13 protein-coding genes are annotated in these 12,620 nt (G+C 74.0%); 4 read left to right on the top strand and 9 right to left on the bottom strand.

What is annotated here, in order from left to right; genetic code table 11:
* On the top strand, positions 1-1,333 hold a 1,333-nt coding region (locus VGI02_RS01260; RefSeq protein ID WP_331625409.1), incomplete at its 5' end, for an AAA family ATPase.
* A 160-nt stretch (positions 1,334-1,493) separates the two neighbouring features.
* Here the strand turns inward: VGI02_RS01260 and VGI02_RS01255 are convergent.
* From VGI02_RS01255 to VGI02_RS01240, 4 genes are all read right to left on the bottom strand, one after another.
* A complete protein-coding gene (locus VGI02_RS01255; RefSeq protein ID WP_331625408.1) occupies positions 1,494-2,120 on the bottom strand; it encodes a DedA family protein in 627 nt (208 codons plus the stop codon).
* Positions 2,121-2,393: 273 nt separating this feature from the next.
* On the bottom strand, positions 2,394-3,365 hold the full coding sequence (locus VGI02_RS01250; RefSeq protein WP_331625407.1) for a hypothetical protein: 972 nt from the start codon (positions 3,363-3,365) through the stop codon (positions 2,394-2,396).
* Between the two features lie 156 nt (positions 3,366-3,521).
* Positions 3,522-4,502: a helix-turn-helix transcriptional regulator gene (locus VGI02_RS01245; protein WP_331625406.1), complete on the bottom strand. Its 981-nt coding sequence runs from the start codon at positions 4,500-4,502 to the stop codon at positions 3,522-3,524.
* Positions 4,503-4,533: 31 nt separating this feature from the next.
* On the bottom strand, positions 4,534-5,577 hold the full coding sequence (locus tag VGI02_RS01240; protein WP_331625405.1) for a YihY/virulence factor BrkB family protein: 1,044 nt from the start codon (positions 5,575-5,577) through the stop codon (positions 4,534-4,536).
* Between the two features lie 59 nt (positions 5,578-5,636).
* On the opposite strand from VGI02_RS01240, the gene VGI02_RS01235 reads away from it, so the two are divergent.
* Positions 5,637-6,740, top strand: a complete 1,104-nt coding sequence (locus VGI02_RS01235) for a DNA glycosylase AlkZ-like family protein (RefSeq protein WP_331625404.1) — start codon at positions 5,637-5,639, stop codon at positions 6,738-6,740.
* A gap of 60 nt (positions 6,741-6,800) precedes the next feature.
* Here VGI02_RS01235 and VGI02_RS01230 read toward each other — a convergent pair whose 3' ends face one another.
* The 3 genes from VGI02_RS01230 to VGI02_RS01220 all read right to left on the bottom strand — a co-directional run bounded on the left by VGI02_RS01230 (position 6,801) and on the right by VGI02_RS01220 (position 8,928).
* Complete coding sequence (locus VGI02_RS01230; protein WP_331625410.1) at positions 6,801-7,556, bottom strand: SIR2 family NAD-dependent protein deacylase; 756 nt, start codon at positions 7,554-7,556, stop codon at positions 6,801-6,803.
* A gap of 101 nt (positions 7,557-7,657) precedes the next feature.
* A complete protein-coding gene (locus VGI02_RS01225) occupies positions 7,658-7,978 on the bottom strand; it encodes an antibiotic biosynthesis monooxygenase family protein (protein ID WP_331625403.1) in 321 nt (106 codons plus the stop codon).
* A gap of 50 nt (positions 7,979-8,028) precedes the next feature.
* Positions 8,029-8,928: an HhH-GPD family protein gene (locus VGI02_RS01220; RefSeq protein ID WP_331625402.1), complete on the bottom strand. Its 900-nt coding sequence runs from the start codon at positions 8,926-8,928 to the stop codon at positions 8,029-8,031.
* 111 nt (positions 8,929-9,039) lie between these two features.
* On the opposite strand from VGI02_RS01220, the gene VGI02_RS01215 reads away from it, so the two are divergent.
* Complete coding sequence (locus VGI02_RS01215; RefSeq protein ID WP_331625401.1) at positions 9,040-9,972, top strand: hypothetical protein; 933 nt, start codon at positions 9,040-9,042, stop codon at positions 9,970-9,972.
* Here VGI02_RS01215 and radA read toward each other — a convergent pair.
* Together radA and VGI02_RS01205 are read right to left on the bottom strand one after the other, a co-directional pair.
* Positions 9,969-11,390, bottom strand: coding sequence for a DNA repair protein RadA (radA, locus tag VGI02_RS01210; protein ID WP_331625400.1), 1,422 nt, complete (start codon positions 11,388-11,390; stop codon positions 9,969-9,971). The genes VGI02_RS01215 and radA overlap by 4 nt on opposite strands.
* A gap of 39 nt (positions 11,391-11,429) precedes the next feature.
* A complete protein-coding gene (locus VGI02_RS01205; protein ID WP_331625399.1) occupies positions 11,430-11,981 on the bottom strand; it encodes a copper chaperone PCu(A)C domain-containing protein in 552 nt (183 codons plus the stop codon).
* A 340-nt stretch (positions 11,982-12,321) separates the two neighbouring features.
* On the opposite strand from VGI02_RS01205, the gene VGI02_RS01200 reads away from it, so the two are divergent.
* On the top strand, positions 12,322-12,620 hold a 299-nt coding region (locus tag VGI02_RS01200), incomplete at its 3' end, for a CarD family transcriptional regulator (protein ID WP_331625398.1).

Raw genomic sequence — 12,620 nt, 5'->3', positions numbered from 1 at the left:
CCGCCGCATGACCGCGCCGCCGGACCTGCGCGAGTTCGACGAGAAGATCTCCGACGTGCGTCGCGAGAAGGAATCGGCGATCGACGCGCAGGACTTCGAGAAGGCCGCGCGCCTGCGCGACGAGGAGAAGCAGCTCCTCGGTCAGAAGTCCGAGCGCGAGAAGCAGTGGAAGTCCGGGGACCTCGACGTCGTCGCCGAGGTGGACGACGAGCTGATCGCCGAGGTGCTGGCCAACTGGACCGGCATCCCCGTCTTCAAGCTCACCGAGGAGGAGACGACCCGTCTGCTCCGCATGGAGGACGAGCTCCACAAGCGGATCATCGGCCAGGAGGACGCCGTCAAGGCGGTCTCGCAGTCGATGCGCCGTACGCGAGCCGGCCTCAAGGACCCGAAGCGGCCGTCGGGGTCGTTCATCTTCGCCGGCCCCTCGGGCGTCGGGAAGACGGAGCTGACCAAGGCGCTCGCCGAGTTCCTGTTCGGTGACGACGACGCGCTCGTCCAGATCGACATGGGCGAGTTCCACGACCGCTACACGGCCTCGCGGCTCTTCGGCGCGCCCCCCGGGTACGTCGGCTACGAGGAGGGCGGCCAGCTCACCGAGAAGGTGCGCCGCAAGCCGTTCTCGGTGGTCCTCTTCGACGAGATCGAGAAGGCCCACTCCGAGGTCTACAACACGCTGCTCCAGGTGCTCGAGGACGGCCGCCTGACCGACGGTCAGGGCCGCGTCGTCGACTTCAAGAACACGGTCATCGTGTTCACGTCGAACCTCGGCACGCAGGACATCTCGAAGGCCGTCGGGCTCGGGTTCCAGTCGGGTCAGGACACCGGCTCGAACTACGAGCGGATGAAGAACAAGGTCACGGACGAGCTCAAGAAGCACTTCCGTCCCGAGTTCCTCAACCGCATCGACGACATCATCGTGTTCCACCAGCTGCGCGAGGACGAGATCGTGCAGATGGTCGACCTGCTGATCGGTCGCACCGAGAAGCAGCTCGCGAACAAGGACATGGCGATCGAGCTCACCGACCAGGCGAAGAAGCTGCTCGCCCAGCGCGGCTTCGACCCGGTGCTCGGTGCCCGTCCGCTGCGTCGCACGATCCAGCGCGAGATCGAGGACCAGCTCTCGGAGAAGATCCTGTTCGGGGAGATCGAGCCCGGCCAGATCGTGCTCGTCGACGTCGAGGGCTGGACCCCCGAGGTCGACGACCAGGGCCGGACGAAGGCCGCCCCCGACACGGCGACCTTCACGTTCCGCGGGGAGCTCAAGCCCACCCCGGTGCCCGACACCCCCGAGGTGGCCACGGCCGGCACCTCGGACCAGGCCGACGGCTGATCGTCCCGCACGACCCCGGCGCCCCGGTCACCCTCGTGGTGGCCGGGGCGCCGTCGTGTGCGGGGGCCCCTCCTGCCGTCGTACCGATGTCAGAAAAGTCGCGTTGCAGACACCGAGTGTCCGTGGATCGGCGTTGATCACCCCGCGGCGTTCCCGTTGATCACCCCGCGGTGTTCGGCTGTCCCCGGCGTCCCGCCCGGACGGAGACGACGACGATGAGGGCGATGCTGACCCACAGCGCGTACTGGTTGATCGTCAGCACGACGTCGACGGCGGTCTGTCCCAGCCCGTAGCCCAGCCCGGCGACCAGCCCGACGACGAGCGCCGATCCGATCCCGTCGAGCACCAGGAAGGCCGCCACCGGCATCCCGGCGAGCCCGGCGAGCAGGAACAGCGGCACGGACGGCACCCCGGGCAGCGCCGCCGAGACGACGAGCAGCGCGGTCGTCCAGGGCGGCCAGGAGCGGACGCGCTCGACGAATCGGGTCGCGCGACCGGGCGGGGTGAGGAACCGCACGCCCTTGGCGCCCCAGCGGCGGCCTGCCCACCAGAAGAGCCAGTCGAACTTGATCATCCCGATGACGCCGGCCACCACGACCAACCAGAGATCGGTGCCTCCGACCCGGGCGAAGGCTGCGGCCGAGCCGACCGCCGAGAGGCTGCCGGTGACGATGCTCAGTGCCACCGGATGGGTCGCGATCAGGAACGGTCGCACCGGTAGCGAGCCCAGCATCACGACCAGGACCGCGAGCGTCGAGAAGATCAGGACCTTGTCGGCCCGAGCCATCGGGCTGTCCCACGGCCGCATGTCCCGCCACTGCTGCTTGGCGGCCTCGATCTCCTCGGGGCTGTACTCGCGACGGAACCGCGGTCGTCGTGGGGAACTCCCGGAGCCCTCCGGAGGCGTTGTCGCTCCGTCGGTCGTGGCACCCGCGTCCGCACCGTTCGACGGTCCGTCCCGCTCCGGCACGTGCACCCCCAGCCGCAGCGGCCCGTCCGCCGTCGGAGGCCGACGCTAGCGGAGACCCCGGCGCGGAAGGGTGGTCCGCACGGCGGCCGATCAGGCAGCGCGCGGGTGCCGGTAGGAGACCCGGGGCGGCGGCATCGAGGCGGCGATCTCGAGTCCCTGACGGATGTCGGTCTCGACGCCCCGCGGGTCGTCGCGGAGCTGACCGGGCCGGGTGCTCAGCAGGAAGAGCCCGACCTCCCGGAATCGTCGCGCCCGCTCAGCGGTCCGCTGCACCTGGTCCGGCGTCGCGAAGTGCTCCGTCACCGAGTCGCACTCCCAGACGAAGCCGTATTCGTCGACGAGGAAGTCGGCGATGCCGACCATCCGCCCCTCGAGGTCGTACACGGGAACGTTGCCGCGGACCGCCGGCAGACCGGGGATGGAGGTCCAGAACTGGTGGAACACGAACTCCTTCGGCGACTCGACGCCCTCGGCGATCGCACCGAGAACGCGGCGCGCGGCTGCGGTACCTCGGCGGGTCCCCGCGTCGAGCTCCTCGATCAGGGTCTCGCCCAGCACCATGCGGCGCTGAACCGGCTCGGTGAGGATCGCGGCGATCTGCTCGAGGTCCTTGAGACGACGGACGTGGTCCAGCACCGCCCGCGGGATCACCGCCACCGGCAGACCGTCGCGGACGCGGATCTCAGGCATCCGCTTCGTACGCTCGACGAGGACGAAGCCGACGCTCTGGATCTTCTGCCGGATCGGGATGAGCACATGGTGCTTCTCGGGCTCGCCCCCACGGTGGAGGCCTTGGAGGTGTGCGGCGTCGAGCCCGGTCAGGACGGCGTGCGGCCCAGCGTGCAGCAGCGCCGCGATCTGCCGCTGTCGCAGCGACGGTTCGCCGTTGCCGAGCAGGATGACCGCCGGGCCGAGCAGCGTCCACGGACCGTCGGCCTGGGTGCGCCGATAGGCGGTGCGCTCCGGGACCCCGAGCCGCACCAGTTCCGGGACGCGGATGACCAGGTCCCAGCTGGCGGCGCGCAGTCGTGCCATGTCCTCGGCCCATGCCCCTCGTCGCATGCTGTGACGGTGATCCGGACCGCTGGTGCTGCGCACTCATCGTCTCGGGCCCGGTGGACAGGTGCCCGGGGCGCTACCGGTGTGGATAACGCGATGGGCCGAATGCGAACGACGGTTTTCGGACGTTCAGTGTCTGCAACGAGACTTTTCTGACGGTCAGGGGCGGTACAACGCGGCCAGCGCCGCGACGGCGTCGCGCATCTGCTCGCGCAGGGCGGGCGGGGACACGACCTCCACCTCCGGACCGAGCCCGAGCAGCTCCGAGCGCGCGGCCGCGATCGACTCGATCGGGATCACCGCGCTCGTCCACCCCGCGTCGTCGACCGGCCACTCCTGCTCCGCCAGCGCCCGGGCGGTGTGCGGCCGCAGCACCACAGGCGCGAGCTCCATCCCGGACGGCGAGAGCCGCACCGCCGCCTCGGCCTGGTAGAGCGCGGCGGTCAGCTCCGACGACCGCTCGTTCCAGTACCGCCACAGGTCGAACCCCTCGGGGCGCTCGAAGCGTACGTCGAGGGTCTCCAGTTCCAGCACCCGCGCGACGCGGTAGGTGCGCGGCCCGTCGTCGGAACCCTGCGGCCGGGCCACGACGTACCAGATCCCGGCCTTGAGCACGACGCCGAGCGGCTCCAGCTCACGCTCGACCTCCTCGTCACCCCACCGCCGGTAGCGGACCCGCACGGCCCGCTGGTTCCACACCGCGTCGGCGATCCCGGTGAGCGTGGGGACGTGGTCGGCCTCCCGGAACCACCCGGGCGCGTCGAGGTGGAAGCGCTCCGCGATGCGGTGGGAGCGCTCGGCCAGCTCGGTCGGGAGCGCGGCCTGCACCTTGAGCTGGGCGGCGGCGAGGACCCGGCCCAGCCCGAGCTCCGCGGCGGCGCCCGGCATGCCCGAGAGGGCCAGCGAATCGGCCTCCTCGGCGGACATCCCGGTCAGCTGGGTGCGGTAGCCCTCGAGCAGTGAGTACCCGCCGTCAGGACCGCGGTCCGCGTAGACCGGCACGCCGGACTCGGTGAGCGCGTCCATGTCCCGGTAGATGGTGCGGATGGACACCTCGAGCTCGTCGGCGAGCTCCCGCGCTGTCATGCGCCCGCGCGCCTGCAGCAACATCAGCAGGGAGAGCAGTCGGCTCGCGCGCACGGGTCACAGTCCTACCGCATCACCTGACAGGTCATGTCACCCTCCCGCTTCCGTGCTGCTCAGCGGGTTGGAGAGGATCCGGCACACCGTCGTCGTCGAGGTCGGCGAGCAGCGGATCGACGACACCCGCGCGGACGCCTTCGAGCTGAGCCGACACCGCGAACCCCGCGAGCAGGGCGACACCGGTGGCGAACGCCCACAGCAGAAGCACCATGATCCCGGCGAGCGGGCCGTAGGTCGCCGAGAACTCGCCCGAGACCGACACGTACGCGGCGATCGCCCCGGACGCCGCGAGCCACGCCCCCACGGTCAGCGCCGCACCGAGCGCGAGCCAGCTCAGGCCCGGCTGCCGTCGTCGGGGCGCGAAGCGGAAGAGCGTCGTCACCGCGAGCACGAGCGCCGCGAGACCCACCGGCCACCGCACGACGTCCCACACCGTCTCGGCCGCGTCGCCCCACCGGTACACCTGCTCCAGGGCGGCACCGAACGGGCCGCCGGCGACGATCAGCACGAGCCCGACGCCGAGCGCCGTCCCCGCCGTCGCGGTCAGCCCGGCCGCCCGGGCGTACTTGCGCAGCGCCGGACGATCCCGCTCGATGCCGTAGATGCGGTTCGCCCCGCGCTCGAGCTGCGCGAACGCGCTGGTCATCGCCACGAAGGCGGTCGCCAGCCCGAACACGACGGCGAGCTCCCCGAGGTCCTCCCCGGGCCGGTCGTCGTCATCGCCGCCCCCGGGTTCCGGCGCCGGCGCCCGGTCGACGACGTCGGCGAGCAGTTGGTCGCCGGTGCCGGGGGAGACGGCGACGACGGTGCGCGCGACGACCTGTGCGACCGACTCCGCGCCGATCGCCGAGGCGAGCCCGCTCCCGGCGATGATCAGCGGCACCGTCGCCAGCGCCAGCTGGAGGGCGAACGCCCGGGCGTGGCTGAACCCGTCGCCGTACCGGAAGCGCAGGAACGCCGTCCGGCCCAGGGCGACCAGGCCGGTGTGGCGCACGGTGTGCCAGGCGTCGTCGGCGGAGAGGTCGTCCCCGCGCATGTCCGTGGTCTCGGGCACGGCGCGCACGGAGCTCACGCCGCTCATCATCGCCCGACCTGACAGCAGGTGTCAGAGCGGCACGGCAGGCTGGCCCGATGGACGTGAGCAGGGAGCGCGCGGTCGCGTTCCGGATCGCCGCACAGGGACTGGGGCGGGTCGACGACGACGACGCGGCGGGGGTCCTGGATCTCGGGGTGCAGCACCTCGGCCCGGCGGCCGCGATCGCGCTCGCGGCCCGGATGCCCGGCCCGCCCGTCCCGCCGGCCGGCCGGGGGCTCGAGATCGCGTGGACCCACCGCGGCGCGCCGTACTGGCACGAGGCCGGCTCGTTGCGGCGATGGACCGACGCGCTGCGCCCGCTCGACGACGACGATGCCGCCGCGCGCCTGGGCTGGTCCGGTCCGGGCACCGCGCGGACCGGGATCGCGCCGCTGACGGCGATCGACCAGGTGACCGCCGCGTTCACGACCGTCCTCACCGAGCCGATGACCAAGGGGGAGGCGAGCACCGCCGTCTCGGCCGTGCTGCCGCGGGCCCTGCAGTACGACTGCGTGCCCTGCGGGGCGACCCACGTCTACGACCAGCTGATGCGCCTGGGCGCCGGGCCCGCCGGGATCGGGCTGGACCCGGGCGGGCGGACGCTGCGGCTGACCCCGCCCCCGCCCGGGTGGGCGCCGCCGTCGGGACCGGGCTCTCCCGACGCGGTCGCCCGGCTCGTCACGGCGGCGGTGCGGGTCCTCGGGCCCGTGACGACGGCCGACCTCGCGGCGTGGGTGGGGACCGGGGCGGGCCTGCTGCGGCCTGCCGTCGACGCGGCGGCCCCCGACCTCGCGGAGGTCACCGTCGGGGGTCGGCGGGCGTGGGTCGCGTCGGACCGGCTCGACCTGCTCGCCGACCCGCCCGTGCCGCCCCGGCTGCGGCTGCTGCCTCCGTTCGACCCGCTGCTGGCCGGCCGGGACCGGGCGCTGCTGGTGCCCGAGACCGGGCGCCGTCGCACGCTCTGGCCCTCGCTCGGGCATCCGGGTGCGGTGCTGGCCGACGGCGAGGTGGTCGGTACGTGGCGGCCGCGGGCGTCGGGGAAGAAGCTGACGCTCGCCGTCACCGGGTTCGTCGGCGGGCCGTGGCCGGGTCTCGACGAGGAGGCGGAGCGGGTCGCGGCGGCGCGGGGCCTGCGCCTCGTCGGGATCACCGCATCGTGAGCGCCGCTTTTCGGACGTCCAGTGTCTGGAACGGGTCGTTCCTGACGTCGGCGGAGGGGCTCACCAGGCGTCGGCCAGCAGCCCGTCCAACGCCTCCAGCGTCGCCTGCGCGCCCGCCGCGAGGCCGACCCCGTGACCGTGCCGGACCTCCGGCTCCCGGATGTTGATCCGCACCAGTCGCCCCGACGACGCCGAGGCCAGCTCCGCGTGCCGCCGCACCGTCGGCACCGCCGTCCCGGCCCCCAGTTCGACGACGCCGACCCGCGCGCCGTCCTGCGCCCGCAGCCAGGCCCGGTGCTCACCCATGCGCTCGCCGTGCACGCCGGGCACCCACGAGGCGTCCCCGAACATGAGGATGTTCGGTCGCGCGACCGCACCGCATCGCGGGCAGACCGGAAGCGGCGGCACCGCCCGCATCGTCTCCTCGTCGAGAGTGACGACGACGTCGTCGGCCGGCCAGGTGCCCTCGTGGCAGGGGCGCGAGCACTGCAGGGCGCCGATCGCCCCGTGGCACTCGGTCACGTCGGGCGCCGCGAAGCCGGCCGCCTGGAAGGCGCCGTCGACGTTCGAGGTGAACACCCGGGCCGGCAGCCGGTCGGCCCAGCCCCGCAGCACGCCGAACCCGGGGTGCGGCACCGTCGCGCGGTAGAGCGCCAGGCGGTGGCCGTAGAAGCCCCAGGCGAGCTCGGGGTCGTCGTCGAAGTGCTCCGGGTCGGCCAGCTCCTCGAACCGCAGCCCCAGCCGTCGGTAGGGCGGGTAGGCGCGCCAGAAACCCTCGGGCCCCCGGAAGTCCGGGAGCCCGGAGTCGACACCCATGCCCGCCCCCGCGGCGATCACCAGCGACGTCGCGCCGGCCAGCAGGTCGGCCGCCCGCGCGAGGTCGCCGGGATCAGCGCGGTCGGGGTCGGAGCAAGCGCTCAGGAGTCCCCGCCGCCCTTCCCGACCGAGAGCACCACCTCGAACTCCATCAGGTCCGCTCCCGAGGAGACCGGCTGCTTGCGCTCGCCGGCGTGCGCCGCGGCGGCCGCCCCGCCGTCACGCCAGGCGGCGAAGGCCTCCTCGGACTCCCACCGGGTGTAGACGAAGTAGCGGTCGTCCCCGGCGGTGGGGCGCAGCAGCTCGTAACCCAGGAAGCCCGGCGTCTCCTTGATCGACTCGCCGCGGGCGGCGAAGCGCCGTTCCAGCTCCTCCCCGTTGCCCTCGGGGACCTTGATGGCATTGATCTTCACGACGGCCATGGCCCCGACCCTACGACGACGGATCGCGGGTGGCCCGTGTGCCGACGGGCTCAGCCCGGCACGGTCTCGCCGGGGAGGGCGAAGCGGCCGTCGGCGAGCTGCTCGACGAGCCCGTCGACGAGCAGCGAGTCCAGGCACCGGGCGCGCTGCGCGGGGTCGGTGAGCCACGCCGCCTCGAGCGCGGGCGCCCCGACCGGTCCCGGGGCGGCGCGCAGCACGTCGAGCAGCCGGCCGCGGACCTGCCGGTCGGTGCCTGCCCAGCGCTGGGCCTTGCGCGGCGGGCCGTCGTGGGCCGGGCGGCCGGCGTGCTGCCAGGCGCAGAGGTCGACCACGGGGCAGTCCGCGCACCGTGGGCCCCGCGCCACGCACACGGTCGCGCCCAGCTCCATCAGAGCTGCCGAGGTGCGCGCCGCGGCGGTGTCGTCGAGCGGGAGCAGCGCCTCGGTCTCGGGGAGATCCCGTGGCGAGGCGTCGCCTGCCTCGGCGCGGCCGTGCACCGCGCGGGCCACCACCCGGCGGACGTTGGTGTCGACGACGGGGCAGCGCCGCCCGTAGGCGAACGCGGCGACGGCGCGCGCCGTGTAGGCACCGATGCCCGGCAGGGCGAGCAGGACCTCGACGTCGGCCGGGACGGCGTCGCCGTGCTCGGACGCGACGACCGCGGCCGCGGCCTGCAGGCGCAGCGCCCGCCGGGGATAGCCGAGCTTGCCCCATGCGCGCAGCACCTCCGCGGTCGGCGCCGCGGCGAGATCGGACGGTCGCGGCCAGCGCTGCATCCACTCGTGCCAGATCGGCTCGACCCGCGCGACCGGCGTCTGCTGGAGCATGATCTCGCTCACCAGGACACCCCACCCGGTGACGTCCGCGTGCCGCCAGGGCAGGTCCCGGGCGTACGCGGCGAACCAGGGCAGCAGCCGGCCGGCCAGGGCGGTGTCGGGCGCGGGCGTCATCGGGGACCGATCCTGCCCCGCGCCGTCCGCCGTTCCCCGCACGGGTGAGTTCCGCCGACTCCCCGGCGCGGATGGGTCGCTCACCGCGACGGCACTCTTACGGTGCGCGACATGCTGCAGCCGGTGGGTCCCCTCCCGCCGTCGGTGTATTGGCGGCGCCGAGCCGCCGCCGTCGCGGCCGGCGTCCTCGTCCTCGCGTTGCTGATCTGGGCGATCGCGGCCGCCGCCTCCGCCGACGGCGGGTCCGACGTGCCCGTGGCCGCTCCGCCCGCTCCGGCGCCGTCCGACGGGCCGCCGTCGCCGGTCGCCTCCCGCGGCGCCCTGCCCACGCCGTCCAGCGCCGCGGCCCTGCTCGGCTCGCGCGTCCTCCCGGGCACCCCCTCCCAGACCGGAACCGGCCCGAAGACCGCGTCCGGCCCGCTGCCGGGCTCCGACTCGCTCCCCGGCGCGGACTCGCAGCCCGGTGGCCAGCAGACCCGCGGCGCCCAGCAGGCCGGCGCTCCTGACGTGTCGCCCGCGACGACGTCGCCGGCGTCCGCGCCGTCCGCCGCGCCGGCTCCGCCGAGCGCGCAAGCCCCGGCGAACGCCCCGGCGTCGGCGAGCGCCCCGGCCCCGCAGGCCGCTGCTGCCCCGCAGGCCGCTGCCGCCCCGCCGCGCTGCGCCGACGGGGACCTCCGGATCACCGCGCGCACCGACAAGCCCCGCTACACCGCCGCGGAACGCCCGGTCTTCAGCCTCGTCGTCACCAACGCCGGCTCCATCCCGTGCTCCCGCGACCTCGACGCCGCCCGTCAGGCGATGGCGGTCGTGATCAAGCCCGGCGACGGGCTCTGGGGCAGCAACGACTGCTCGCCCGGCCACTCCACCGACGTGCGGACGCTCGCCCCCCGCCAGGAGGCGGTGTTCACCGTCCGCTGGGCCGGCCGTCGGTCCTCGCCCGGCTGCGGTGGCGACCGCAGTGTCGTCCCGCTGGGTGACTACCAGTTGCTCACCCGGCTCGACGGCACCATCAGCGAGCCCGCGAAGTTCACCCTCGGGTCCTAGCGCTTCTCCTTCCTCTTCCCGAGGCCGACGGCCGCGAGCGCGCCGTCGAGGTCGTCGACCTGCACCAGTTCGAGGCCCTTCGGCGCCGTGATGCCCGGACCGAACGGGATGACCGCCTTCGGCACGCCGAGCCGCGCCGCCTCGGCGAGCCTGCGGTCGGTGGCCGGCACCCGGCGGATCTCGCCGGTGAGCCCGACCTCCCCGAGCACGATGACGCCGTAGGGCAGCGGCGTGTCCCGGAACGCCGACGCGATGGCCAGCGCGACCGCGAGATCGGCCGCCGGCTCGCGCAGCTTCATCCCGCCGACGGTCGCCGCGAACACGTCGTGCTGGGCGAAGGAGAACCCGGTGCACCGTTGCTGCAGCACCGCGAGGATCTTCAGCACGCGGTTGGTGTCGAGGTCGGAGACCGTGCGGCGGGCGGGCGCGTCGGAGCCGACGCGGGACGCCAGGCCCTGCACCTCGGCCATCAGCGGCCGCTTGCCCTCCATGGCGACCGTGACCGCCTGGCCGGGGACGGTGCCCGTCATCGTCCCGACGAAGAGCCCGGACGGGTCGGTGACCTGATGGATCCCGCCGTCGAACATCTCGAAGCAGCCGACCTCGTCGGACGGCCCGAAGCGGTTCTTCAGGCCGCGCACCATGCGCAGCGTGGAGTGCTGGTCCCCCTCGAAGGAGAGCACCACGTCGACGAGGTGCTCCAGGGTGCGGGGGCCCGCGACCGCGCCGTCCTTGGTGACGTGCCCGATGAGCACGACGGGCAGGTCCCGCTGCTTGGCCAGCGCGACCAGCGCGCTCGTCACCGCCCGGACCTGCGAGACCCCGCCGGGCGTCCCCTCGATGTCGGCCGAGCCGACGGTCTGGATCGAGTCGACCACCAGCAGGCCGGGATCGACCGCCTCGACGTGCGCGGCCACCTCCTCGAGGTCCGCGGTGGCGGAGAGGAACAGGTGCGGCACGACGGCGTCGGTGCGCTCGGCCCGCAGCCGCACCTGCCCCGCGGACTCCTCGCCGGTGACGTAGAGGACGGTGCCGCCCCCGCGTGCCCGCTGGGCCGCGACCTCGAGCAGCAGCGTGGACTTGCCCACCCCGGGCTCGCCCGCGAGCAGCACCACGGCGCCGGGCACGAGGCCGCCGCCGAGCACCCGGTCCAGCTCGCCCACCCCGGTCGGCCGGGACACCACGGTCTCCAGCCCGACCTCGCTGATCGCCCGGACCGGGCTCGCGGGACGGGCGTTGGCGCGCGGCGCGCTGCCGGGGGTGCCGACGGCGGCCGCCGCCGCGGGCAGGCCCTCCTCGACCGTGCCCCAGCCGCCGCACCCCGGGCAGCGCCCGAGCCACTTCGCGGCGGGCTGCCCGCACGCCGTGCACTCGAACGGCCGGTTCCGGGCCTTGGACGTCCCCGACTTCGTGGTCACGCGCCGGAGGGTAGGCGCGCCCCCCGACAGCCGCCCCACCTACGAGGCGGGCACCGGGCTCGTCGTCTGCACCGGCACCGGCAGCGTGATGGAGCCGGCCTTCGCGAAGGTGAACGTCACCGGGTACGTCGGGCCCTCGTGCAGGGCCTGCGTGACGCCCGCGAGCGTGACGCGCATCGTCCCGTTGGGCTGCGTCGGCGACGGCTTGCCCACCGGGCCGGGCTGCGAGCCGACCATCTGGGTCGCGGCGTCGCCCGGGATCGTCGTGGTGCCCTCGCTGCGCACCTGCGAGGCGTACGGGCTCGAGACCGAGATCAGCTGGTCGTCGTCGAGACCCTGGTTCACGACGGTGCCCGCCAGCGTGATCGTCGCGCCCGCGGGCACGGTGACCGCGGAGCCCGGGTCCAGCGTCACGTCACGGATCAGGAGCTGGCCGACCTGGCCCTCGGAGCCGACGACGGACGACACCGTCGTGTCGGTCTGGGTGACCGCGCCGGCGCTGCAACCGGAGAGGACGAGCGCAGCTGCGCCGAGCAGGGTCGCGGCGAGCAGGGCCGAGCGGCGCGGACGTCCCGTCGGGCGGCGGGTCATGACGCGTGTCCTCCTGGGGCGGCGGTGCGGTCGGGCCGGAGCGCTGTCGAGTCGGTGAGGTCGCGTCGCTCGTGGTGGTGCCCGTCCCGGTCGGGTCGGCGACACCTTAGCCCCCGCGTGCCCGAGGGGCGTGCGCGCTGCCGGTCCCCTGCGCCCGTCCGGGTGGCGCAACGGGTCGGGTCGAGGCATGCCCCGGTGGTGGTCGACAGCCCTCCCGACCTCGGGAGCACGGCCGTTCCCCAGTTGTCAACCCCCTGACCTGCGAAGACGGGTCGGTCCCCCTCCGTGGTCGTGTCGCGGACGTGTTAACCTGGTTGCAGCGAAAGGGGCTAGGGGACACATGGTTTTCAAGGTCGGCGAGACCGTCGTCTACCCGCACCACGGTGCCGCTCTCATCGAGGCGATCGAGACCCGGACGATCAAGGGCGAGGAAAAGAAGTACCTCGTTCTCAAGGTCGCCCAAGGCGATCTGACCGTCAGGGTTCCCGCGGACAACGCGGAGATCGTCGGTGTTCGCGACGTGGTCGGCCAGGAGGGCCTGGACCGGGTGTTCGAGGTGCTTCGCGCCCCGCACACCGAGGAGCCGACCAACTGGTCGCGCCGGTACAAGGCGAACCTCGAGAAGCTCGCGTCGGGTGA

Origin of the sequence: Actinomycetospora sp., assembly GCF_036497245.1 — a bacterium.
GTDB lineage: Bacteria > Actinomycetota > Actinomycetes > Mycobacteriales > Pseudonocardiaceae > Actinomycetospora.
Note: the sequence above shows the minus strand (reverse complement) of the source record. Positions and strands in the feature narration are given on the sequence as shown.

What these genes read in the sequence shown, in the direction of transcription:
- VGI02_RS01215 (WP_331625401.1), top strand. Translation starts at nt 9,040, where the DNA reads ATGCTGCAGCCGGTGGGTCCCCTCCCGCCGTCGGTGTATTGGCGGCGC.
- VGI02_RS01230 (WP_331625410.1), bottom strand. Translation starts at nt 7,556, where the DNA reads ATGGGTGTCGACTCCGGGCTCCCGGACTTCCGGGGGCCCGAGGGTTTC.
- VGI02_RS01205 (WP_331625399.1), bottom strand. Translation starts at nt 11,981, where the DNA reads ATGACCCGCCGCCCGACGGGACGTCCGCGCCGCTCGGCCCTGCTCGCC.
- VGI02_RS01250 (WP_331625407.1), bottom strand. Translation starts at nt 3,365, where the DNA reads ATGCGACGAGGGGCATGGGCCGAGGACATGGCACGACTGCGCGCCGCC.
- VGI02_RS01235 (WP_331625404.1), top strand. Translation starts at nt 5,637, where the DNA reads ATGGACGTGAGCAGGGAGCGCGCGGTCGCGTTCCGGATCGCCGCACAG.
- VGI02_RS01225 (WP_331625403.1), bottom strand. Translation starts at nt 7,978, where the DNA reads ATGGCCGTCGTGAAGATCAATGCCATCAAGGTCCCCGAGGGCAACGGG.
- VGI02_RS01220 (WP_331625402.1), bottom strand. Translation starts at nt 8,928, where the DNA reads ATGACGCCCGCGCCCGACACCGCCCTGGCCGGCCGGCTGCTGCCCTGG.
- VGI02_RS01255 (WP_331625408.1), bottom strand. Translation starts at nt 2,120, where the DNA reads ATGGCTCGGGCCGACAAGGTCCTGATCTTCTCGACGCTCGCGGTCCTG.